The organism is Halorarius litoreus (genome assembly GCF_024362405.1).
GTDB classification, from domain to species: Archaea; Halobacteriota; Halobacteria; order Halobacteriales; family Haloarculaceae; genus Halorarius; species Halorarius litoreus.
The window spans coordinates 2,832,471-2,853,445 of the sequence record NZ_CP101454.1 but is presented as its reverse complement, the minus strand read 5'-3'; the positions used below and the strand labels follow the sequence as shown (position 1 = coordinate 2,853,445).

The window sequence follows — 20,975 nt, the reverse complement described above, 5'->3', positions numbered from 1 at the left end:
CCGTCAGACGGTGAACAGGTGGCCGTCTGTCGGGACGTCGAACAGTCCGAGTCGAGCGCCGGCGTCGAGCCACGCGTGCCCGTAGGAGAACGCCGCCAGCGCGTTCACGAGGTCGTCCTGCTCGCGGAAGTGCCGACCGTCTTCGAGATACGAACGGGCCATCTCCTCGTACTCGGCGGCCCCGTCAGCGAGCGGCGTCCCCTCGGGCGGGACGGGCTCGGCCGCGTCGAGCGCCTCGGCGAGCAGTCGCTCGTACCGGTCGGTCTTCTCCGCGAGGTCGGCAGGCATAGTTCGCCTTGGGCGGCCGGTTTTATGTCGGTTCCTACCTCGGATGCGACCATGCCGGTGAAGGAGCTGGGCGCCGGTACCGCGACGGAAATCGACCGGTTCGGCGGCGGCGTCGGCTGGCTCGCCCACCCCGACGAGACGATGCGGCGGGCCTCCCACGCGCTCGCCACCGACGAAGGCGTGTTCCTCGTCGACCCCGTGGACGCCGAGGGAGTGGACGCCCTCGTCGCCGACCTAGGCGAAGTGGCGGGCGTCGTCGTCCTCCTCGAGTACCACGCGCGCGACGCCGAGCGCATCACCACGCGCGCGACGCCGAGCGCATCGCCGCCCGCCACGACGTGCCCGTCTACCTGCCGGCCGAGATGACGGGTGTGGACCTCGACGTCCCCACCCGGCGGTTCTCGGGCGCGCTCCCCGCTACCCGGTACGACCTCCTGCCCGTCATCGTCACGCCGATCTGGAAGGAGTGGGCGCTGTTCGACGGCGAGACGCTCGTCGTCGCCGAGTCCGTGGGCGCGGCGGACTACTTCCTCGCGCCCGAGGAGACCGACCTCGGGGTCTCGCACATGCGCCGGCCCCTCCCCCCGAGTGCCTTCGACGGACTCGACCCTGACCGCATCCTGCTGGGCCACGGCGAGGGGGTCCACGAAGACGCCGCCGCGACGCTCGACGAAACGCTCGCGAACGCCCGGGCCACGACGCTCGCGTTCTACCGAGAGAACGCCCCGACGATGGTGCGGACGCTCACCGCTGCGCTGACCACGGAGTAACCCCGCACGAACAGTGTTGTGCATGACACACCATACCGGCCGTGCACGGTTGGCGACCGAGGGCGCAAGCTAATTAGGCCGGCGAGAACTATTCTGTGACATGACCGAGGACGCTGTACACCGCCGGCTCATCATCGCCGGGACGGGGATCGCTGGACTGACAGCCGCCATCTACGCCGCGCGCTCGAACAACGACCCGCTCGTGCTGGAGGGCGTCGAACCCGGCGGGCAGCTCACCCTCACCACGGACGTCGCGAACTATCCGGGGTTCCCGGACGGCATCTCCGGGCCGGACCTCGTGAACAACATGAAGGAGCAGGCGACGCAGTTCGGCGCCGAGATCGACCACGGCGTCGTCGTCGACGTCGAGAAGCGCGAGGACGGCACGTTCCGCGTCGAGCTCCGCGATGGCACCGTCTACACGGCCGACGCGTTCATCGCCGCTTCGGGCGCGAGCGCGCGGACGCTCGGCGTACCCGGCGAGGACGAGATGATGGGCTACGGCGTCTCGACGTGTGCGACCTGTGACGGCGCGTTCTTCCGCGGCGAAGAGATGCTGGTCGTGGGTGGCGGCGACGCGGCGATGGAGGAAGCCAACTTCCTCACGAAGTTCGCCTCGAAGGTGTACATCGTCCACCGGCGCGAGGAGTTCCGTGCCGAGGACTACTGGATCGACCGCACGATGGAGAAGGTCGAGGAAGGCGAAATCGAGATTCTCCGCAACACCGAGCTGCTCGAAATCGACGGCTCGCCGGAGGACGGCGTCCGGCACGTGACGCTCGCGGAGAACCCCGAGGGCCACCCCTCCGAGAAGCTCGACGACCCCGAGACCGAACAGTACGAGATGGACGTCGGGGCGGTGTTCATCGCCATCGGCCACACGCCGAACACCGACTACCTCGAGGGCACGGGCGTCGAGATGACCGACGACGGCTACCTCGTCACGCAACGCGGTGCCGGCGGTGGGCAGACCAAGACCGCGGTGGCGGGGCTGTTCGGTGCGGGCGACGTGGTCGACTTCCACTACCAGCAGGCCGTGACCGCGGCGGGGATGGGCTCGATGGCGGCCATCGACGCCGACGAGTACCTCGAAGACGTCGAGCGGCAGGCGAAGAAGGAAGCGGCCGCCGCGAGCGACGACTGAAGTCGTGGCGATACTCGGCGACGACTGACGGGTCGCCGCAATGCCAATCGGCGACGACTGACGGGTCGCCGCAATGCCAATCGGCGACGACTGACGACCCCGGCCGGACGACCGCCGAGCCCGGAACCCACAGACCTTTCATCTCCGCTACCCTCGTCCGTGCCATGACGGACACCGACACGGTCGAGCTCAGCATCGACGGCGACGACGGCGACGACACGCTCACGCTCCCCACAGAGCTGGTCGACATGCTCCGCGAGGGCGACGAGTCCGCCGCACAGGTCGTCGGCGACCTCGCGATGTTCGGCTGTGCCCAGCGCATCCACGCGACCGTCCACCACGCCGAGGGCGGCGTCGACCCCAAACTGGAAGAGGTCGAACAGCTCACGATGGACCTGTTCGAGAAGCGGTTCGGCACGAGCTACGCCGAACTGACCGGCCACCAGCACTAACCACCAGATTCTACCCTTCGCTCGTCGCTCACACCGCGAGCGGCTCGCTCGCGACTCCGTGTGCCGAATCCCCTCTAGCGCGCCGAAGGTTCAAGTACCGGAGGGCGGCCACCCACCCCGTGACCTGAGAGCGGTCGCGGGTCGGCCGAGGCAGTTGTGCGGCGCACCGACTCGCGAAGGTGAGTCTGATTGGGCGCGCGCCGCCTGTCAGCCCTCTACGTCCCACACCAACAGGACCCCCTCGTCCAGTCGCTCGACCTCGCGGAGCGCGAGTTCGGGGAACGCGTCGACGAACCCCTCGCCGTCCGCGAGCGTCGGCGCATCGCGCCCCCCGATGACGACGTTCCCGACGAACACCGAGAGTTCGTCGACCAGCCCGGCCTCGAACAGCGAGAAGATGAGTTCGCCACCGCCCTCGACCATCAGCTCAGAGACGCCTCGTTCGTCGAGTGTCGCGAAGGCGCCCGCGAGGTCCACGCGGTCGTCGCCCGCGCGGACGATTTCGGTGCCTCGCTCTCGGAGTGTGTCGACCCGCTCGTCGGGAGCGGCGTCGCTCACCAGCAGGTACGTCGTCGCCTCGCCGTCGAGGACCCGTGCGTCCGTCGGCGTCCGCGCACGGGAGTCAGCGACCACCCGCGCCGGTCGGCCGGTCTTCCCGACCGCCTCGCGGTGCTGCTCGTCGTGTGTGCGTAGCGATGGGTCGTCCGCGAGTACCGTCCCGACGCCGACGACGACGGCGTCGGACTCGGCGCGCATCCGGTAGACGCGCTCGAAGTCCCGCTCGCCGGAGATGGCGACCTGTTCACGGCGACGGGTCGAAAGCTTGCCGTCTGCGGACATCGCCGCGTTGACCCGGACGTGCATACCGACGGGTCCATCGCGTGGTGCATACGGCTTGCGGTGCTCGGTGTCGCGACAGCGGTAAACCCTTTGACCGGTGGGGGCGAACGCCTCTTCGATGAGTCTCGAAGCAGAAGCCGAGGACCTCGCCTCCGACCTCGGCGTAGACAAAGAGGAGGTCTTAGAGGACCTGGAGAAGCTCGTCAGCTACTCCGTGCCGATGGACGAAGCCAAACAATCGCTCCGCCGGAAGTACGGCGGCGGCTCCGGCGGTGGCGGCGGGAGCGAACCGACGACGAAGGATATCGCCGAGGTGACGCCCGACGACTCGAACGTCACCGTGACGGCGCGCGTCCTCACCGTCGGCCAGCGCTCCATCCGGTATCAGGGAGAGGACCAGACCATCTTCGAGGGCGAACTCGCCGATGCCACGGGTACCATCTCGTACACCGCGTGGCAGGACTTCGACCTCACGGAGGGCGACACCATCACCGCGGGCAACGCCGGTGTCCGCGAGTGGGAGGGGCGACCCGAACTCAACCTCGGGGAGTCGACGACCCTCGTGTTCGAAGAGGAGGAGCTCGACGTCCCGTACGAGGTCGGCGGCGACCGCGACCTCGCGGATCTCCAGCCGGGCGACCGCGGCCGGAACGTCGTCGTCCGCGTGCTGGAGTGCGAGGAGAAGACCATCAGCGGCCGCGACGGCGAGACCGAGATTCTCTCAGGCGTACTCGCCGACGCGTCTGGAAAACTGCCGTTCACCGACTGGGACCCCCACTCGGAACTCGAAGAGGGCGCGAGCGTCCGCATCGAGGACGCCTACATCCGCGAGTTCAGAGGCGTTCCCTCGGTGAACGTCTCGGAGTTCTCGCACGTCATCGCGCTCGGCGAGGACGTCGAGACGGCCGACAGCGCCCCCGAGATGGGCGTCCGTGAGGCCGTCGACTCCGGTGGCGCGTTCGACGTCGTCGTGACCGGCAACCTCCTCGAGGTCCGCGACGGTAGCGGCCTCATCGAGCGCTGTCCCGAGTGCGGCCGCGTCGTCCAGAACGGCCAGTGTCGCTCGCACGGTGCGGTAGAGGGCGAGGACGACCTCCGCGTGAAGGCCATCCTCGACGACGGCACCGGAACCGTGACCGTCGTCCTCGACGACGAACTCACCGCCGAGGTGTACGGTGGGGGGCTCGACGACGCCCGTGAACACGCTCGCGACGCGATGGACAAGTCCGTCGTCGCTGACGCCATCGCCGAGAAACTGGTGGGCAAGGAGTATCGAGTGCGGGGCCAGCTCTCGGTCGACGACTACGGTGCGAACCTCGACGCCACGACGTTCGAAGAGACCGACGACGACCCAGCCGAACGTGCCGCGGCTGTCCTCACGGAGGTGCAATCATGAGCGCCGGTGGCTCGGCCCCCGGCCGTCGAGAGGTCGCCCATCGCCTGTTCGCCGCGGAGTTCGACGACGCCGACTTCTCGTACTCGGAGAGCGACGAGGAGCGAGCGCCGAACTACGTCGTCACCCCGACCGGCGCCCGCGTCAACCGCCTGTTCGTCGTCGGCGTGCTCACCGAGACCGAGCCCGTCAACGAGGAGATGCTCCGGGCGCGCATCGTCGATCCGACGGGCGCGTTCGTCACCTATGCCGGCCAGTACCAGCCAGAGGCGCTCGCCTTCCTCGAGCGCGTCGACCCGCCGGCGTTCCTCGCCGTGACCGGGAAGGCCCGCACGTTCCAGCCCGACGACTCCAATCGCGTCTACACGAGCATCAGGCCGGAGTCCATCAGCGAGGTCGATTCGGCGACGCGAGACCGCTGGGTCGTGCAGGCCGCTCAGCGAACCATCGAGCGCGTCGAGACGATGGCGGCTGCCATCGACTCCGGGCTCTCGGGCGACGCGCTTCGCGAGGCGCTGGAGGCGGACGGCGTGGACCCGGCGCTCGCGGCCGGCATCCCGCTCGCGCTCGACCACTACGGCACCACCCCCGACTACCTCGAAGCGGTCAAGAACCTCGCCGAAGACGCGCTCTCGATGGTGGCGGGCGACGTCGACGAAGTCGGGTCGCTCGACGTGGCACCGAACGAGGGGGCAGGCGATGCGAGTTCGCTCGCCGACCGCGAACTCGTGACCGTCGCCGGAACGGGCGAGACCGTCGCCGAATCGGAGGCTGGGTTCGAGCCGCCGAGTGAGGGGACGGCCGCGTCGAGCCCCGAGGACACGGAATCGACAGCGTCGACGGCCGCAGACAGGGGTGCGTCCGAAGCCGAGTCCGAGCCCGAACCCGAGACCGAGACCGCGGCCAGCTCCGAGCCAGTAGGGCCCGAGTCCAAGCCCGAACCCGAGACGGCATCGGAATCAGAGCCCGCCGGGGAATCCGAACCTGAGCCAGTCGAATCCGAGTCGGAGTCGGAACCCGAGCCGAGTACCGAGCCGGCCGAACCCGCGACCGAACCGACGACCGCCGACACGGCGGCTGTGGAGGCGGACGAGTCCGACGATCTCGACGACATCGGCGACTTCGAGCCGGACGACGAGTTCGACCCCGACGACGAGGTCCTCACCGACGAGGAACGCGAAGAGGCCGAGGAACTCGGCGGCTTCTCGACCGGCAACGAGGTCGAGGAACCCGGCGACACAGACACGGAGACACCCGAACCGGAGCCGGAACCCGAAGCCGAATCCACCGAGGAAGCGGCCGAAGCCGACGACGCGGCCGAGGAAGAACCCGAAACTGACGCCGAACCGGAACCCGCCACAGACGAGGGCGACGCCGACGTCGACCTCGACGAGGCCGTGATGGACGCGATGACCGACCTCGACGACGGTGACGGCGCCCCCCACGACGACATCGTCGACGCCGTCGTCGACCGGACGGGCGCGAGCCCCGACGACGTGGAGCAGGCCATCCAGGACGCGCTGATGAGCGGGCAGTGTTACGAGCCCGACGACGGCGTGTTCAAGCCCATCTGATGGTCCAGCCGGTGCCCGGTGAGCCCGTGGCGGTCGCGACCTGTGGCACCGAGCGCGTCCTCGTTCTCGCGGACTACCACGCCGGGCTCGAAGTCGCACTCAGGCGCGACGGCGTCGAACTCCGCTCGGCCGCCGACCAGCGCCGGGCGGCACTTGTCTCGCTCGTCGACCGAGAGCGCCCCGACCGCGTGCTCGTCCTCGGCGACCTCTCGAACGCCATCGGCTACCCCGGCGACGAGGAGCGCGATGAACTCGACGCGCTGTTCGCCGACCTCACCGAGCGCGTGCCCGTGACCGTCGCGAAGGGGAACCACGACGGCGACCTCGACGACGTGGTGGCGGAACTCGGCTACGACGACGCGGTGACCGTGACCGAGGGCCCCGGGGTTCGCCTCGGTGACGTGGGGTTCGCCCACGGGCACACGTGGCCGTCTCGCGAGTGTGTCGAGGCCGAGATGCTCTGTATCGCGCACGAGCACCCGCAGGTCCGGCTCGAAGACGAGGTTGGTGGGGGGCGGACGGAGCGCGCGTGGCTCCGCGGTCAGGTGAACCCCGACCCCTTCCGCGAGCACTTCGAGGAGCCCGTGGACGTGGCCGGCGAGTTCGTCATGTTTCCCGCGTTCAACGACCGCGTCGGCGGGACGTGGGTCAACCAGCAGCGCTCGTTCCTCTCGCCGTTTCTCCCGGAGGGGATGCACGAGGCAGAGGCGTACCTGCTCGACGGGACGCGGCTGGGCGACTACCGGCGGGTCTGACCGGTCACCGAGCGGCTTAATCGGTCCGAACTCGAATCGGGGACGTGAGCGATACGCAGGGGATGGATGCGTTCGCGCAGCTCTCCGAGCCCGTCCGGGCGGCGCTCTCGGAGCGCGGGTTCGACCGACCCACCGAGCCACAGCGCCGCGCGATTCCCCCGCTGGCGTCGGGCGACCACGCACTCGTCATCGCCCCGACCGGGACCGGGAAGACCGAGACGGCGATGCTTCCGGTGTTCTCGGCGATTTCCACCCGCGAATCGACCCACGGGATCCAGGCCATCTACATCACGCCGCTTCGGGCGCTCAACCGTGACATGCGCGAGCGGCTGGAGTGGTGGGGCGAGACACTGGGAATCGAGGTGGACGTGCGCCACGGCGACACCACCGACTATCGAAGACAGCAGCAGGCCGACGACCCGCCGGACGTGCTGGTGACGACCCCCGAGACGCTCCAGGCGATGTTCACCGGCGAGAAGCTGCGGCGCGCGCTGGAGGACGTCGACCACGTCGTCGTCGACGAAGTGCACGAACTCGCCGCCTCGAAGCGCGGCGCCCAGTTGACCATCGGCCTCGAACACCTCCGCGAGTACTCCGGTGACTTCCAGTGTATCGGTCTCTCGGCGACCGTGGGCGACCCCGTGGAAGTCGGGAAGTTCCTGACCGGGAATCGGGGGTGTACCATCGTCGAGGTCGACGCCGGCAGCGACATCGACGTCCGCGTCGAGCAACCTGAGATTCAGGAGGGTGACGAGGTGCTCGCCTCCGAACTCGTCACGGAACCCGAGGTGGCCGCACAGGTCCGCCGTATCGACGAACTCGTGACCGAAAACGAGTCGACGCTCGTGTTCGTCAACACCCGACAGACCGCGGAGGGACTCGGCTCCCGGCTCAAGGAGTACGGCACGGACCTCGGCATCCACCACGGCTCGCTCTCGAAGGAGGCGCGCATCGACGTGGAAGACCGGTTCAAAGCCGGGGAGTTGGATGGGCTGATGTGTACCTCGTCGATGGAACTCGGCATCGACGTCGGCTCCGTCGACCACGTCGTCCAGTACCAGTCACCCCGTGAAGTGCGACGACTCCTCCAGCGCGTGGGGCGGGCAGGCCACCAGTCGGGACAGGTCTCGCGGGGGACCATCCTCACGACCCACCCGGACGACACGTTCGAGGCGCTCGCCATCACGCGGATGGCCGAACACGGCGAGGTCGAGGACGCGAACATCCATCACGGCTCGCTCGACACGGTCGCGAACCAGATCTGTGGCATCCTGATGGGGTTCGGCGAGATTTCTGCCCGAGGGTGTTACGAAATCGTCCACCGTGCGTACCCCTTCCGTGACCTCTCTGAGGAGCAGTTCAAATCCGTGGTCCGCGAACTCTCGGCGAACCACGTCATCTGGCTGGAGGAGGAGCACGACCGGCTGGAGAAGTCGCGGGGGACGTGGCAGTACTTTTACTCGAATCTCTCGATGATTCCCGACGAGGCGAACTTCCGCGTCGTGGACATGGCCTCCGGCCGCACCGTGGGAACGCTCGCCGAGCGGTTCGTCGTCAACTTCGCCTCCCCCGGCGAGGTGTTCATCCAGGGCGGGGAGATGTGGCGCATCACCGAGGTCGAGGAGGACGAGGAGCAAGTGAAGGTGACGCCCATCGAGGACCCCGCCGGCGAGGTGCCGTCGTGGGTCGGCGCGGAGATTCCCGTCCCCTACGAGGTCGCCCAGCACGTCGGTCGCCTCCGGGGAGAGACACGCGCTGCGTTCGATTCCGGCTCGTCGCGGGAGACGGTCGCCCGCGGCCTGACCCAGGACTACCCGACCGACGAGTTCACCGCGAGCGAAGCCCTCGACCCCATCGAGCGCCACGAGGCGCCGATGCCGACCGACGACGTGGTGCTGGTCGAGGCGTACGCGAGGGAAGTCGTCGTCAACGCCGCGTTCGGGCACACCGTCAACGAAACGCTGGGTCGACTGCTGTCGGCGCTCATCGGCCAGCGAACGGGGTCGTCCGTGGGGCTGGAGATCGACCCGTACCGCATCGAACTCGAAGTCCCGTCGGGCACGCACCTCGGCGACGTGGTCGAACTCCTGTTCGAGACCGACCCCGAGCACGTCGCGGGGCTCATCGAACTCTCGTTGAAGAACGCCGACGCCCTCAAGTTCAAACTCGCGCAGGTCGCCGCGAAGTTCGGCGCGCTGAAGAACTGGAAGAAAGGGCGCGGCTTCGGCCGCGACCGCCTGCTGGAGGCGCTGCGCGATACGCCCGTCTACGACGAGGCGCTGCGCGAAGTCCTCCACGAGGATTTGGACGTGGAGGGAGCGGCGGACGTCCTCCGTCGGATTCGTCGCCGCGAGATTACCGTCGAGACTGTCGGCGAACGCACCCCGGTAGGTCTCGGTGGGCGTTCGTCGGGCCAGGAACTGCTCTCGCCGGAGAACGCCGACGCCTCGGTCATCGAGACCGTCCGCCAGCGCATCGAGAACGACCGGATGCTGCTGTTCTGTCTCCACTGTCAGGAGTGGGAGCGGAAGACCCAGGTCAAGCGCATCGCCGACAAGCCCGAGTGCCCGCGGTGCGGGTCGACTCGCATCGCCGCGCTCAACCCGTGGGCCGACGAGGTGGTGTCGGCCGTCAAATCCGGTGACAAGGACGAGGAACAGGAGAAGATGACCAGACGGGCGTACCGGTCGGCCTCACTCGTGCAGGCGCACGGCAAGCAGGCGATTCGGGCGCTCGCAGCCCGTGGCGTGGGGCCGCACAACGCCGCGCGTATCATCAACAAACTCCGCGAGGACGAGGACGATTTCTACCGGGATATCCTCTTGCGGGAGCGAGAGTACGCGCGGACGAAGTCGTTCTGGGACTGAGCGGCTGATCCACTCTGCGCCAGCGAAGGATGGTACTGTGTCACACGTTAATTGGGACCACACCTCAAAAGGCTGTTAATATCCGCGCATCCTCTTCGTTCCATGCCCGACCCATACGGTCGTGCCATCCGCGAGTTCGCACAGGGAGAGCAATCCGAGCCGCTGTGGCGACTCGACGGCGCGGACAGAGAAGACCATCCCATCCGGGCGTTCTACTTCACGCCGTACGACGGCACTGACCCACTGCTGGAGTCGCTCGACGGCCCGTTGTTGGACGTGGGCAGTGGCGTCGGCCGTCACGCCGTCGTCCTGCAGGAACGGATAGAGGTCGTCGCGACCGACGTGAGCGAGCACCTCGTCGAGACCGCCCGCGAGTACGGAGTCACCGACGCCCGCGTCGTCGACATGTTCGAGCTCCAGGAGACGTTCCCACGCGACCGTTTCCAGTCGGCGCTGGCCATCGGCACCCAGCTCGGGCTCGCTGGCTCGCTCCGTGGCGTCTCGGCACTGCTCGCGGACCTCGCGTGTGTCACGACGCCCGACGCCCGGGCGGTCGTCGACGCCTACGACCCGGCGCGGGCGGACACGGCGAAGCTCCTCGGGTACCGGCCGCTGCCAGAACCGGGGCTCGCCCACCGGGTGTTCCACTTCGAGTACGAGGGCGACGTGGGGAGGGAGCTGCTGTTCCTGCTATTCTCCCCCGAGCGACTCCGGGAGGCCGTCGTCGGAACGGACTGGCGCGTCGCCGACGTCGACCACGGCGACGACGCGGCGAACCCGTACTACCGGGCCGCACTGGAGAAACGATAGCTTCCGGAGTCAGTTCGACTTGGCGTCGAGCGCCGCCTCGAAGTGTTCGGGGCGAATCACCACGTCGTCACCGCGCTCGTTGGCCACGTCGGGGTCGAGTCCGTCGGCGACCTCTCGAATCGCCCGAATCGACGCCGTCCGGACGAGCGCCGCGAGTTCGGCCCCCGAGTAGCCCGCGGTTTCGCCCGCCAGCGCGTCGAGGTCCACGTCCTCGTGCAGGGGTTTGCCGGTGGTGTGGACCGCGAGGATGGCGCGCCGGCCGTCGGCATCGGGCTGGGGCACCTTGACGTGGGATTCGAGTCGCCCCGGTCGGAGGAGCGCCGGGTCCAGTGCGTCCCGGCGGTTCGTGGCGGCGAGCACCACCACGTTCGGGTTCGCGGCGGCGTTGTCCATCTCCGTGAGCAACTGGGAGACCACTCGTTCCGTGACCTCCTCGCCGTCGCCACGCTTGGACGCGATGGCGTCGATCTCGTCGAAGAAGAGGATCGCGGGCGAGGCCTGTCGGGCCCGGTCGAACACCTCGCGGACGCTCTTCTCGGACTCGCCGACGTATCTGTCCAGGAGCTCGGGCCCGGCGACGTGGATGAAGTTCACCCCCGTCTCACCGGCGAGCGCTCTCGCCAGGAGGGTCTTGCCCGTTCCCGGCGGGCCGTACAGCAGGACGCCCGACGGGGGCTCGGTGTTCGCCGCCTCGAACAGCGGGCCGTACAGCAGCGGCCACTCGACAGCCTCGCGGAGCGCCTGTTTCGCGTCGTCCAGCCCACCCACGTCCACGAACGAGACGGCCGGAGCCTCCGCGACGTACTCGCGCATCGCACTCGGGTCGACGGCCGCGAGCGCCACCTCGAAGTCGGCACGGGTGACGGACAGCTGCTCGCGGTTCGTCCGGTCGCGGAGCGCCGCCATCGCTGCCTCCTGGGTGAGCGTCTTCACGTCGGCACCGACGAACCCGTGAGTACGCGCGGCGAGCCGTTCGAGGTCGACGTCCTCGGCGAGCGGCATTCCGCGAGTGAGTACCTCCAGAATTTCGAGGCGGCCGCGCTCGTCGGGCGCGCCGATTTCGATTTCGCGGTCGAACCGGCCACCCCGCCGAAGGGCAGGGTCGATGCTGTCGACGCGGTTGGTCGCGCCGATGACGATGACTTGTCCCCGGTCTTCGAGCCCGTCGAGCAGGGTGAGCAGTTGGGCGACGAGCCGGTTCTCCATGTCGGCTTCCTCGTCGCGCTCGCCGGCGATGGCGTCGAGTTCGTCGATGAACACGATGGCCGGCTGGTTCGCCGCCGCGTCGTCGAACACCTCGCGCAGGCGGCCCTCGCTGTCGCCCTTGTACTTCGAGACGATTTCCGGGCCGTTGATGACGCGGAACGAGGCGTTCACCTCGTTGGCGACCGCGCGAGCGATGAGCGTCTTCCCGGTGCCTGGCGGGCCGTGCAGAAGCACGCCCCGCGGCGGTTCGACGCCGAGTTCTCGGAACAGTTCGGGCTCGGTGAGCGGAAGCTCGATCATCTCGCGGACGAGGTCGAGTTCGTCGTCCAGCCCGCCGATGTCCTCGTAGGCGACGCCGCCAGCGCGCGAGCCCGTCGTCGCTCGGGGCGTCGAGGTCGTCGAGCTACGAGACGACGCACTCGGCGTGTCCTCCGCCGTGTCGCCTTCGAGTTCGAGCCGGGTCCGCTCGGTCACCTTCACGATGCCGTCCGGGTCGGTCGAGCGGACGCTGGCCTGGAGGTTCGACCCCTCGAGGTGGACCTGGTCGCCGGCGTGGAGCGGCCGGTCGACGAGTACGCGTTTGAACAGTGGGGCGGCGTTGTCGGGCACCTCACCGCGCACGTCGAGCGTGACGCGGCGGGCGTCCTCGACGGAGACCCGGCGAACGAGTACCTCGTCACCGACCGTGACACCCGCGTTCGCACGGGTGTCGGCGTCGATGCGGATACAGTCCTCGTCGACGCCGGGCCACACCTTCGCAACCGCTTGTCTGGCCCCCTCGACGACGACGGTGTCGCCGGAGAGGACACCCAGTCGGCGGCGGGCGGACTCTGGAAGGCGAGCGACGCCCCGCCCGGCGTCGCGCTTCTCGGCGGCTTTCACGGGGAGCCGAATCCCCTCGTCAGTCATGACTGACACGAGGGGGCCGCGTCGCTTGAACCCACCGCCGTGGCGCTGTCCGAGGGCGGTGGGTTCAAGCCACTCGCCGGCACACGGCGTGACATGGTTTCCCGGGTGCAGGTCGCCGCCGCTGTCACTGTACTCGCCGTCGTCGGTGCGGGCGCGGCAGTCGTGCTCGACCAGCCCCAGACGTCCTCCCCGGCAGACAGCGTCCCCGCGACCGCCGACTACGTCGGTCACCTCGACACCCAGCCGATGCGCGCCGACGAGAACACGACGACCGCCAGCAGACAGTCGCTCCGCTTCCAGTCGGCCGTCGACTTCTATTCGGGGCCCGACTTCCGCCGGTCGTACGCCTTCCGGGACGACGGTCCGAAGGGTGCGGTCCACAACGTGACGTACTTCGGGCGAGCGAACGGCTCGTACCAGGCGCGCATCGTCCACGCCGATTGGAACACCGCAGCGCTCCCCGCTGCCATCGAGCGCGCCGAGAACGTCAGCCTCCAGCAAACGACGCTCCACGGCCGGCCCGCCCACGTCGGTGACGGCTACGCGGTCGCCACCCTCGACGACGGCCGTGTCATCCTCGGGAACGAGACAGCGGTCCGGGACGCGCTGGCGGTCGCTGCCGGCGTGAACGCCTCGCTGTCGGGATCGCTCCGCGAGCGGTTCGAGGCGACCGGCGGGTTCGCCCGGTTCGCCTATCGGTTCGAGCCCGAGACGGTCCCGAACTACCCGTTCGTCGGCGAGAGCATCCGGCGCGTCGAGGTTGTCGACGGCGCCTATCGCCGGAACGGAACGCGACTGCTCGCGACCACGAACGTCACCGTCGAGGACGCCGATACCGCCGGGAGCGTCGCGGCCATCCTCGACGCCGGGCTCACCTTCTACGAGTTCGAGTCGTCGAACGCCTCGCTGAAAGCCGAGTTGCGGAAGATTCGTGTTCAGCAGGACGGCCGCGTCGTCCACGCCCGCTACGAGAGCGCGCCCTCGAACTATCCGACCCTCATCCGGGGCCTGTATCGCAATCAGCCCCAGCCACAGTCCGACGCGGAGGCCGCGACATGACGCTCTGGACCGTCCTCCGGAAGGAACTCGCGTGGAGCCGCCACCGCGTCGTCGCGCTGCTCCTGATTCTGGTGCTGTTGCCCGCGGCGTTCGCCTACGGTGCGACCTTCTTCCAGCACGTCCTGCCGACGGACGCCCCGGTCGCCGTCGTCGGGGGCGAGAACGTGACGCTGGGCGACCGCGAGGTGGCGACCGCGGCGCTCGGGCTGTTCTCGAAACCCATCGCCTACGACGACCGCTCGCGGGCTGTGTCCGCGCTCGAACGCGAGACCGTCTACGCCGTCGTCGACGTGCCAGCCGGACTCTCGGACAGGAACGTCTCGGAAGTGACGATGACGGTCACCATCGACGGCGACATGGTGCCGTATCGCGAGCCGTCCGGCGCGCTCACGGCTGTGGTCTCGCAGAGCCTCAACGACAATCTGGAGAAGCGGATCGTCGTCGAGCGCGAGACGCTCGGCCAGGAACGGCGACTTCCGGCGTATCTCCTGCCGACGTTCCTGTTCATCCTCGTGGCGACGTTCGCGTTCGCCTACCTCCCGTACAACCTCGCGGCCGAGGAGCCGGCACTCGACCGGCTCCGCGTCGAGGCCTCGCTGGAGGCGGTCGTCGGCGGAAAGCTGCTGTTCTTCGGCGCCCTCCTCGCCGTCCCCATCGTGGTGTTCCAGGCGGCCGCGTGGGGGTTCGGCTACGACGCGCTCGTGGTCGCGCCCGGTGCCCTCGTCGCGTACGCCACGACGTTCCTCGCCTGTGGCGCGGTCGCGGCCGCAATCACCCTCGCCACCCGCTTTTCGACCACGGGGCGCCTGCTGAACGTGCTGGTGCTGTTCGGGGTACTCGCGTTCTCGGGAGTCGTCTACCCGGCGGGGTTCTTCTCGCCGCTGCGCCGCGAGGTGATCCGGCGCGTCCCCACCCACTACGCCGTCGTCCTCGCTCGTGGGAGTGCGCTGAAGGGCCACGGCATCGAGAAGTACGCGCTCTGGGTCGTCGGCCTGCTCGTGCTCGTCGTGGTCGCGCTCGTCCCGCTGAAACTCGCCATCGAGGGGTACGAACGCCATGCCTGACATCGAACTCACTGGGGTGCGAAAGCGGTACGGCGACGTGGTCGCCGTCGACGGCGTCGACCTCGCGTTTCGCGACGACGAGTGTCACGCGCTCGTCGGGCCGAACGGCAGTGGGAAGACGACGCTCCTCAGACTCGTGCTCGGGCTCACACCGGCGTCCGGCGGCGAGATACGGGTCCCCGACGACCGCACCGTGGGCTGTGCGTTCCAGACGCCCTCGTTTTATCCCGCGTTGACGGTCGCCGAGAACCTCGACACGTTCGGCGCGTTCGTCGGCGCCGACGACGAGTGGCTCGCCGAGGTGACCGACCGACTCGGGCTCGATGTGGTCCGCGGGCGCGTGGCGGGTGACCTCTCGGGCGGGTTCGCCCGAAAGCTCGACCTCGCGCTCGCGGTGGCACGCGAGCCCGACGTGCTCCTGCTCGACGAACCACTGGGGGCGCTCGACGACGTGACTCGTGACGAACTGGTCGCCTTCCTCGCTGACTACCGGGACGCGGGCCACGGCGTCGTGGTCTCGACCCACGACCTCGCGGCGTTCGGACCGACGGTCGACCGCGTGACGGTCGTACGTGACGGTCGACAGGTCGCGACCGCTCACGTGACCGAAATCGACTCCCCGCAAGCGTTCTGCCGGGCGACGTTCGCGGAGGAGTGACCACCGAGGGGCGGAGAAACGCCTTTTGCCGAGCGTGGTAGAAGATAGCACATGGTGCAGCAGACCCAACGAGACGGGACGACGTGGTACGTCTGTGAGGGCTGTGGGATGATGTTCGACCTGAAGGTGGACGCGGAGGACCACGAGACTGCCTGCGACCACGAGGAACCAGCGTATATCCAGTAATCAGAGCCGGTCGCGGTGCTCGTCGGCGAGACGGTCAGCGTGCGCGCGGTCCTGTGCCGCCTGCCACCGGACCTGCGCATAATCGCCGTACGCAACGGCCTCCTTCAGCACGTCGCGGAGCACCCCGGTCTCGATGGCGAGCACCGTTCCCGACCCGTCACCGAACTCGACGACGCCGTAGCGGTTGGGTGCCTTGCCGACGACGCGGCGGTCGAGCGACTCCCAGCGTTTCTGGAGCGGCATCAGTCGTCGTCTTCGGTGTCAGGTGTTACAATTTCGTAGCTCTGCTCCGAGAGCTCGTCCTCGACGAACACGAACACGCGGCCGCGTGCCTGCTCGGGGTCGGCAGTGACCTCGATACGGTAGCCCTGATTCGACGCTTCGACGCCCGGAAACACCGACTCCGTCTCGCCGCGGTCGATGACGATGCGACCCACCCCCGACGACTCCAAGATCTCGTCGTGGGTCTTGCGGTCGTTGACGTACACCATCACGCCCTCCTCCTCGGTCGGGTCGGTGACGAGCACGTGGACGTCCTTGCCGGGCCCGGAGATGACGCTCCCCTCGGCCTTCTTCGGGACGCCGTGGTAGAACACGCTCCGGTCGTCCTGATACTGCACCTCGATACCCTCCGGCTCCAGCGAGATCGGGAGCGTATCGGGCGCGATGTCGTTCCGCAGGCTCATACCCGGAGTTCGGCGGCCGCGGGGAAAAACGGCTCGCACCCGAGGTGTACCACGCGGCTCGCGTGTGGCTCGGCTACGCAGCTCACGGCTCCCTCCGGTCGCCGTTCGCTGTAACGTGGCCTCGCTACGCTCGGCCACGCTCCTCGCAAACCCGGCACCGACCGCCACCGCTTTACCGCATCGTGGCAGAGTGTCGCGTGATGCACGGCTCCGCGAGGGCCCCCGCCGCAGGGACGGTCCTCAACGCGCTCGCCACGGGCTACGGCTCCGCGTTCGCCATCGACGAGTACACCACCGCCGAGGTGACGCTCGATGACTCCGGCGAGGTGACCGGCGAGATAGCTGAGGCACCAGATGCGGACACCACGCTCGTCGAGACCTGCGTCCGCCGCGTCGTCGACCGCTTCGGCGACGGCGAGGGCGGCCACGTCCGCACGGAGAGCGACGTGCCGATGGCCGGCGGCCTGAAGTCCTCCTCGGCGGCCGCGAACGCGACGGTGCTGGCAACGCTCGACGCGCTCGATGCGGACCTCGGGCGAGAAGACGCCTGCCGCATCGGCGTCGATGCCGCCCGCGAGGCCGGCGTGACGGTCACGGGGGCGTTCGACGACGCCTCCGCGTCGATGCTCGGCGGGGTGACCGTGACGGACAACGCGAACGATGAACTCCTGTCGAGAGAGGTACTCGACTACAGCGTGCTCGTCTACGCGCCCGACGAGCAGGCGTTTTCGGCGGATGCGGACGTCTCGCGGTGTGAGCGCGTGGCCCCGATGGCCGCACTGGTCAAGGAACTCGCGCTCGACTCACGGTACGCGACCGCCATGACGGTCAACGGCTTCGCGTTCTGCGGGGCACTCGAGTTCCCGACGACCCCGATGGTCGACGCCCTCCCAGATGCAGCGGGCGTCTCGCTGTCGGGCACGGGACCGAGTTATACCGCGATTGGCAACCGCGAGGCGCTGGAACGGGTCGAAGAACGATGGCGCGACTACGAGGGTACGACATGGCTGACACAGACACAGACGGACGGCGCACGGACGACATGAACCTCGACGAACTCCGCGAGGAGATCGAGAACATCGACCGACAGATCGTCGAACTCATCGCCCAGCGGACGTACGTCGCCGAATCGGTGGCACAGGTGAAACGCGAGAACGACATCCCCACGACCGACGAGGGGCAGGAGGAGGCCGTGATGGACCGCGCTGGCGAGAACGCCGAGCGGTTCGACGTCGACTCGAACCTCGTGAAAGCGGTGTTCCGGCTGCTCATCGAGTTGAACAAAGTAGAACAGCGGGAGTCTCGGTAGCCGACAAAACGACTGTTACGGGACTTATAGCAAGAGATTAGTAGGCGGATGCGTCGATTCTCGACGCCACCTTGCGAACTCTTGGACTCGACGAGCAGCCGGAAGATTCGACTAAGTCCGTTACACACGCGGTCACGACACCCGCCACGAGTACCTCGCTTCGCTCACTTGGTACTCTCTCCTCTGTCCGAAGCTATTCCTCGTCAGTTGGTTCGAGTGGGACTCGTTCGACCTCGATCTCTTCATAGTCTTTCTCGGACGAGAGCACGTCCACCCCACGCGTTTCCGCAGTAGCTGCGTGGAAGGCGTCAAACGGCGTCATTCCCTCGTCGTAGTAGTTGACGGCTTTCAGCACTATCTGTTTCTCTTCCTCGTTTCGCACAGGGACGAGTTCGAGCAGGTTTGCTACCAGTGGAACGTAGTCGAACTCGTAGCGTTCCCGGGCGAGGAGGAGTTCGAGGTACGAGAGCGGTGACGTTTCGACGTCGTACTCGTCAAGGGCGTCCTCCGCGGAACTCTGTAACCAATCGGTATCTTTGGCGAGTGCGAGCAGAAAATCCGTCTCGACGTACACCGTCATCTGTCGTCGCCGGCTTCCTCAGCTTCGCCTTTCGCCTCCGCCTCGATGTCCTCTCGGATCTCCTCGACAGATGCATCGTGAAGTTCGCCTGCTGCCTCGCGGACAGCGGCGAGTGGATCGTCCGCTACCGGAATCAGCTCGATTCTGTCCTCGTACATGACGATGTGATACTTCTGGCCGTACTTCTCGCGTACCTCCTTTGGAATGTACAGCCGTCCCTGTGCATCCGTCTCTGCTGACATAGAGAGGACTACGGTACCACAAATGAAGAATCTTACCATCAGCTTGGGATTGATGGTTCCAACAAGATCTTTTCAAGAGTACGTATGGTGGATCTCATCTATCTGAACAAGGTGGAGCAAAGGGAGTCTAGATAGCACTAAACGAGTGTAATTAGACGTTTACCGCCTGATTTCGATTTAGAAATATTCAGGTTGTTGTTCAGTTGGTTCGCCGCTCGATTAGCGAGAACGGAAGCTGTGACCTAGAACATGCTAACCTCGGCTGGGCGTGGAGTCGGCCTGATTAGAGCTAGAGGCATATTCACGAGCGAGAAGAGCAGTAACCAGCAGAATCGCCGCCGTTGGGAGCATTATCAGTACCACTGCTGTGACCGAAGCTCCACGGAGAACGTCTAACTTGGAATACTCCTTTTCCATACTATTGGTTCGTTGTTTGACTATTTGGCGCTTTCTCGCAGACCTGAGTTGTGGCTCCTATTTCAGCCACCGAAAGGCACAGTATTCTGTGTTCCCATAGATTTCTGTATGCCCACTATTACCGTCAACGTGGACGATGCGCTCAAAGAGCGAATGGAGAAGCACCCGGAGATAAACTGGAGCGAGGTCACTCGACAGGCCATCCGAAACAAAATCGAGAAACTCGAACTGATGGACGAACTGACCGCCGAGAGCGACCTCACCGACGCCGACGTTGACGAACTCGCCGCCAAAATCAACGAGAGCGCACGGAAGCGCATCGAAGAAGAGTCGGAGTAGTTCTGACGGATGAAGTTAGTCGTCGATGCGAACGTCGTCATCTCTGCGCTCATCGCTAACTCGAAAGCTCGGGAACTCATCGTCACGCTCGAACCGGAACTCCTGACACCTGAAGTTGTTCACGACGAAATCGGGAACTACGAAGACCTCATCGTTGAGAAGTCAGGAATGAGTTCGGACAGGGTTCGACAGTTTATCGACCTCCTGTTCCAGTATATCGAGACGGTTCCCGCCAGCGAGTTCTACCCGCACATCGAGGAGGCCGAAGATGCGATAGGTGACACCGACCCCGACGACGTGCTGTACGTGGCCTGTGCGCTCGCTCGGGACGCAGGTGTGTGGAGCGACGACTCGGACTTCGATGACCAAGACCTCGTGCCAGTGTTCACGACGGGTGAGGTTGTCGAATCGTTCGATACACTGTGAAGATACACCTCCCAAAGCAAGTGAGTGAGTAGTAAATTACGTCCTCGTGCATAGTGGATTCTATCGAGTTGAACAAGGTAGAGCAGCGCGAGAGTGGGTAGTCGACTACGGCAGTTCCAGCCGTCTTTTGGGCAACTCGCGCACGATGAACCGCGGGGCCGCTCCCCTCACCCAACGACTCGACTGACCATCACCGCCTCACGGTAGTTTGCCAGCGCGAGGAGGGCGATGCCTGCGAGCAAGACGAGCCACTCGTTTCGAGAGAGCTGCCAGTCACGGGGAGATCGGACGCGTTCGAACTCCTCGCGCCAGCGTGGTGTACCCCGTTGATGCCAGAGCATCAGTTCGCGGGTGGCGACGGCGACGGCGACGTACGCCGTCAGCTCGAAGATGCCGCTGCGTCCGAGGACGACCGTCAGCGACGGGGCGAGGCGGCCAGCTTCGATGGCTAGCGAGTTCGTCCCCCACGTGATTGCGCCCTGTATCCAGACGACCGCGACGACGACGTAGCCCGCAGGTGTTCGGAGCGACCGGAACGTGTTCACCGCGGCGACGACGGCGACCATGGAGAGGTTGATGGCGAAGATCACCAGGAACTCCGCCCACACCGAGCCGGCGTACTCGGGGAGGAGCCTGGCCGTGTTCGACGACCGGAGCAGGCCTTCGGGGAGGAGGTAGTACGCGACGTACCACGTGCTCGTGAACAGGGCGATGAGGACGAGCCACAGTGTGACGAACCGGACGAAGACGTTGTCGTGGTAGAGATAGTCGCCGAGCGTCTGCAACGGCGTTCGACCGCGGGTGGTGGTCGTCGTCTCGGTCATGCACCCACCTCCGAATCGTTCCGGGCCATAGGTGTACGTTCGTTGCCACCATGGTTAGGCAGTAGAGCTGAGTCCCAACAGGAGGGAACCAGCGTTCGAAACCCGAGACGGCCAGGGTGGGAACGCTCAGGGCATGCTTCCGCGAGTCGTCGCAGAGGGAACCCGTGCCGCGTGCCC

At 66.9% G+C, this 20,975-nt stretch carries 23 protein-coding genes and 1 pseudogene; 16 read left to right on the top strand and 8 right to left on the bottom strand.

Annotation, left to right across the window (positions count from 1 at the left end; genetic code table 11):
* Positions 1 to 3 precede the first annotated feature (3 nt).
* Complete coding sequence (locus tag NL126_RS15000) at positions 4 to 288, bottom strand: DUF357 domain-containing protein (RefSeq protein WP_255195691.1); 285 nt, start codon at positions 286 to 288, stop codon at positions 4 to 6.
* Positions 289 to 339: 51 nt separating this feature from the next.
* Here NL126_RS15000 and NL126_RS22075 point away from each other — a divergent pair.
* The 3 genes and pseudogenes from NL126_RS22075 (at position 340) to NL126_RS14980 (ending at position 2,654) form a co-directional block, all read left to right on the top strand.
* Positions 340 to 1,058 (top strand): annotated as a pseudogene (locus tag NL126_RS22075) (hypothetical protein).
* 100 nt (positions 1,059 to 1,158) lie between these two features.
* Positions 1,159 to 2,202, top strand: coding sequence for an NAD(P)/FAD-dependent oxidoreductase (locus NL126_RS14985; RefSeq protein WP_255195688.1), 1,044 nt, complete (start codon positions 1,159 to 1,161; stop codon positions 2,200 to 2,202).
* Between the two features lie 164 nt (positions 2,203 to 2,366).
* Positions 2,367 to 2,654, top strand: a complete 288-nt coding sequence (locus tag NL126_RS14980) for a DUF7545 family protein (RefSeq protein WP_255195687.1) — start codon at positions 2,367 to 2,369, stop codon at positions 2,652 to 2,654.
* Positions 2,655 to 2,861: 207 nt separating this feature from the next.
* Here NL126_RS14980 and NL126_RS14975 read toward each other — a convergent pair whose 3' ends face one another.
* On the bottom strand, positions 2,862 to 3,518 hold the full coding sequence (locus NL126_RS14975) for a 2,5-diamino-6-(ribosylamino)-4(3H)-pyrimidinone 5'-phosphate reductase (RefSeq protein WP_255195686.1): 657 nt from the start codon (positions 3,516 to 3,518) through the stop codon (positions 2,862 to 2,864).
* Positions 3,519 to 3,612: 94 nt separating this feature from the next.
* Here NL126_RS14975 and NL126_RS14970 point away from each other — a divergent pair, with 94 nt between their 5' ends.
* From NL126_RS14970 to NL126_RS14950, 5 genes are all read left to right on the top strand, one after another.
* Entirely contained in the window at positions 3,613 to 4,890 is a 1,278-nt protein-coding gene (locus NL126_RS14970) for a Single-stranded DNA binding protein (RefSeq protein ID WP_255195685.1), read from the top strand.
* Entirely contained in the window at positions 4,887 to 6,461 is a 1,575-nt protein-coding gene (locus NL126_RS14965) for a hypothetical protein (protein WP_255195684.1), read from the top strand. Before NL126_RS14970 ends, NL126_RS14965 begins: the two co-directional genes overlap by 4 nt.
* A complete protein-coding gene (locus NL126_RS14960) occupies positions 6,458 to 7,216 on the top strand; it encodes a metallophosphoesterase (RefSeq protein WP_255198852.1) in 759 nt (252 codons plus the stop codon). Before NL126_RS14965 ends, NL126_RS14960 begins: the two co-directional genes overlap by 4 nt.
* Positions 7,217 to 7,278: 62 nt before the next feature.
* The gene (locus tag NL126_RS14955) at positions 7,279 to 10,083 is read left to right on the top strand and encodes a DEAD/DEAH box helicase (protein WP_434084168.1); all 2,805 of its coding nucleotides are present in this window, start codon (positions 7,279 to 7,281) and stop codon (positions 10,081 to 10,083) included.
* Positions 10,084 to 10,185: 102 nt separating this feature from the next.
* The gene (locus NL126_RS14950; protein ID WP_255195682.1) at positions 10,186 to 10,893 is read left to right on the top strand and encodes a class I SAM-dependent methyltransferase; all 708 of its coding nucleotides are present in this window, start codon (positions 10,186 to 10,188) and stop codon (positions 10,891 to 10,893) included.
* A gap of 9 nt (positions 10,894 to 10,902) precedes the next feature.
* Here the strand turns inward: NL126_RS14950 and NL126_RS14945 are convergent, their stop codons facing one another.
* Positions 10,903 to 13,008: an AAA family ATPase gene (locus NL126_RS14945; RefSeq protein ID WP_255195681.1), complete on the bottom strand. Its 2,106-nt coding sequence runs from the start codon at positions 13,006 to 13,008 to the stop codon at positions 10,903 to 10,905.
* Between the two features lie 93 nt (positions 13,009 to 13,101).
* On the opposite strand from NL126_RS14945, the gene NL126_RS14940 reads away from it, so the two are divergent.
* Genes NL126_RS14940 through NL126_RS14925 form a run of 4 tightly spaced genes read left to right on the top strand, consistent with a single transcriptional unit; the run spans position 13,102 to position 15,975 of the window.
* On the top strand, positions 13,102 to 14,067 hold the full coding sequence (locus NL126_RS14940) for a hypothetical protein (protein ID WP_255195680.1): 966 nt from the start codon (positions 13,102 to 13,104) through the stop codon (positions 14,065 to 14,067).
* Positions 14,064 to 15,131 (top strand): ABC transporter permease, encoded by a 1,068-nt coding sequence (locus NL126_RS14935; RefSeq protein ID WP_255195679.1) that lies wholly within the window; start codon positions 14,064 to 14,066, stop codon positions 15,129 to 15,131. The genes NL126_RS14940 and NL126_RS14935 overlap by 4 nt, the downstream gene beginning before the upstream one ends.
* On the top strand, positions 15,124 to 15,789 hold the full coding sequence (locus tag NL126_RS14930) for an ABC transporter ATP-binding protein (protein ID WP_255195678.1): 666 nt from the start codon (positions 15,124 to 15,126) through the stop codon (positions 15,787 to 15,789). The genes NL126_RS14935 and NL126_RS14930 overlap by 8 nt, the downstream gene beginning before the upstream one ends.
* A 51-nt stretch (positions 15,790 to 15,840) precedes the next feature.
* Positions 15,841 to 15,975, top strand: a complete 135-nt coding sequence (locus tag NL126_RS14925) for a DUF7128 family protein (RefSeq protein WP_255195677.1) — start codon at positions 15,841 to 15,843, stop codon at positions 15,973 to 15,975.
* Here NL126_RS14925 and NL126_RS14920 read toward each other — a convergent pair whose 3' ends face one another.
* A complete protein-coding gene (locus NL126_RS14920; protein ID WP_255195676.1) occupies positions 15,976 to 16,218 on the bottom strand; it encodes a DUF7508 domain-containing protein in 243 nt (80 codons plus the stop codon).
* Entirely contained in the window at positions 16,218 to 16,661 is a 444-nt protein-coding gene (locus tag NL126_RS14915; RefSeq protein ID WP_255195675.1) for a DUF5796 family protein, read from the bottom strand. The genes NL126_RS14920 and NL126_RS14915 overlap by 1 nt, the downstream gene beginning before the upstream one ends.
* Before the next feature lie 200 nt (positions 16,662 to 16,861).
* Between NL126_RS14915 and NL126_RS14910 the strand changes: the two genes are divergently transcribed.
* Together NL126_RS14910 and NL126_RS14905 are read left to right on the top strand one after the other, a co-directional pair.
* Positions 16,862 to 17,707, top strand: a complete 846-nt coding sequence (locus tag NL126_RS14910; RefSeq protein ID WP_255195674.1) for a shikimate kinase — start codon at positions 16,862 to 16,864, stop codon at positions 17,705 to 17,707.
* The gene (locus NL126_RS14905; RefSeq protein ID WP_350355457.1) at positions 17,665 to 17,970 is read left to right on the top strand and encodes a chorismate mutase; all 306 of its coding nucleotides are present in this window, start codon (positions 17,665 to 17,667) and stop codon (positions 17,968 to 17,970) included. The genes NL126_RS14910 and NL126_RS14905 overlap by 43 nt, the downstream gene beginning before the upstream one ends.
* A 193-nt stretch (positions 17,971 to 18,163) precedes the next feature.
* Here the strand turns inward: NL126_RS14905 and NL126_RS14900 are convergent, their stop codons facing one another.
* Together NL126_RS14900 and NL126_RS14895 are read right to left on the bottom strand one after the other, a co-directional pair.
* A complete protein-coding gene (locus NL126_RS14900; RefSeq protein WP_255195673.1) occupies positions 18,164 to 18,550 on the bottom strand; it encodes a PIN domain-containing protein in 387 nt (128 codons plus the stop codon).
* Positions 18,547 to 18,792: an AbrB/MazE/SpoVT family DNA-binding domain-containing protein gene (locus tag NL126_RS14895; protein ID WP_255195672.1), complete on the bottom strand. Its 246-nt coding sequence runs from the start codon at positions 18,790 to 18,792 to the stop codon at positions 18,547 to 18,549. The genes NL126_RS14900 and NL126_RS14895 overlap by 4 nt, the downstream gene beginning before the upstream one ends.
* 525 nt (positions 18,793 to 19,317) lie before the next feature.
* On the opposite strand from NL126_RS14895, the gene NL126_RS14890 reads away from it, so the two are divergent.
* On the top strand, positions 19,318 to 19,548 hold the full coding sequence (locus NL126_RS14890; protein ID WP_255195671.1) for a hypothetical protein: 231 nt from the start codon (positions 19,318 to 19,320) through the stop codon (positions 19,546 to 19,548).
* 9 nt (positions 19,549 to 19,557) lie between these two features.
* Positions 19,558 to 19,974 (top strand): PIN domain-containing protein, encoded by a 417-nt coding sequence (locus tag NL126_RS14885; protein ID WP_255195670.1) that lies wholly within the window; start codon positions 19,558 to 19,560, stop codon positions 19,972 to 19,974.
* Positions 19,975 to 20,141: 167 nt separating this feature from the next.
* Here the strand turns inward: NL126_RS14885 and NL126_RS14880 are convergent, their stop codons facing one another.
* A complete protein-coding gene (locus NL126_RS14880; RefSeq protein ID WP_255195669.1) occupies positions 20,142 to 20,798 on the bottom strand; it encodes a hypothetical protein in 657 nt (218 codons plus the stop codon).
* Between the last annotated feature and the right edge of the window lie 177 nt (positions 20,799 to 20,975).

Bases quoted from the DNA above. Each gene is read 5' to 3' on its own strand.
- NL126_RS14940 (WP_255195680.1), top strand. From the start codon at position 13,102: ATGGTTTCCCGGGTGCAGGTCGCCGCCGCTGTCACTGTACTCGCCGTC.
- NL126_RS14935 (WP_255195679.1), top strand. From the start codon at position 14,064: ATGACGCTCTGGACCGTCCTCCGGAAGGAACTCGCGTGGAGCCGCCAC.
- NL126_RS14980 (WP_255195687.1), top strand. From the start codon at position 2,367: ATGACGGACACCGACACGGTCGAGCTCAGCATCGACGGCGACGACGGC.
- NL126_RS14905 (WP_350355457.1), top strand. From the start codon at position 17,665: ATGGCTGACACAGACACAGACGGACGGCGCACGGACGACATGAACCTC.
- NL126_RS14950 (WP_255195682.1), top strand. From the start codon at position 10,186: ATGCCCGACCCATACGGTCGTGCCATCCGCGAGTTCGCACAGGGAGAG.
- NL126_RS14945 (WP_255195681.1), bottom strand. From the start codon at position 13,008: ATGACTGACGAGGGGATTCGGCTCCCCGTGAAAGCCGCCGAGAAGCGC.
- NL126_RS14900 (WP_255195673.1), bottom strand. From the start codon at position 18,550: ATGACGGTGTACGTCGAGACGGATTTTCTGCTCGCACTCGCCAAAGAT.
- NL126_RS15000 (WP_255195691.1), bottom strand. From the start codon at position 288: ATGCCTGCCGACCTCGCGGAGAAGACCGACCGGTACGAGCGACTGCTC.
- NL126_RS14910 (WP_255195674.1), top strand. From the start codon at position 16,862: ATGCACGGCTCCGCGAGGGCCCCCGCCGCAGGGACGGTCCTCAACGCG.
- NL126_RS14970 (WP_255195685.1), top strand. From the start codon at position 3,613: ATGAGTCTCGAAGCAGAAGCCGAGGACCTCGCCTCCGACCTCGGCGTA.
- NL126_RS14965 (WP_255195684.1), top strand. From the start codon at position 4,887: ATGAGCGCCGGTGGCTCGGCCCCCGGCCGTCGAGAGGTCGCCCATCGC.
- NL126_RS14975 (WP_255195686.1), bottom strand. From the start codon at position 3,518: ATGCACGTCCGGGTCAACGCGGCGATGTCCGCAGACGGCAAGCTTTCG.
- NL126_RS14920 (WP_255195676.1), bottom strand. From the start codon at position 16,218: ATGCCGCTCCAGAAACGCTGGGAGTCGCTCGACCGCCGCGTCGTCGGC.
- NL126_RS14985 (WP_255195688.1), top strand. From the start codon at position 1,159: ATGACCGAGGACGCTGTACACCGCCGGCTCATCATCGCCGGGACGGGG.
- NL126_RS14895 (WP_255195672.1), bottom strand. From the start codon at position 18,792: ATGTCAGCAGAGACGGATGCACAGGGACGGCTGTACATTCCAAAGGAG.
- NL126_RS14955 (WP_434084168.1), top strand. From the start codon at position 7,279: ATGGATGCGTTCGCGCAGCTCTCCGAGCCCGTCCGGGCGGCGCTCTCG.
- NL126_RS14890 (WP_255195671.1), top strand. From the start codon at position 19,318: ATGCCCACTATTACCGTCAACGTGGACGATGCGCTCAAAGAGCGAATG.
- NL126_RS14880 (WP_255195669.1), bottom strand. From the start codon at position 20,798: ATGACCGAGACGACGACCACCACCCGCGGTCGAACGCCGTTGCAGACG.
- NL126_RS14915 (WP_255195675.1), bottom strand. From the start codon at position 16,661: ATGAGCCTGCGGAACGACATCGCGCCCGATACGCTCCCGATCTCGCTG.
- NL126_RS14925 (WP_255195677.1), top strand. From the start codon at position 15,841: ATGGTGCAGCAGACCCAACGAGACGGGACGACGTGGTACGTCTGTGAG.
- NL126_RS14885 (WP_255195670.1), top strand. From the start codon at position 19,558: ATGAAGTTAGTCGTCGATGCGAACGTCGTCATCTCTGCGCTCATCGCT.
- NL126_RS14930 (WP_255195678.1), top strand. From the start codon at position 15,124: ATGCCTGACATCGAACTCACTGGGGTGCGAAAGCGGTACGGCGACGTG.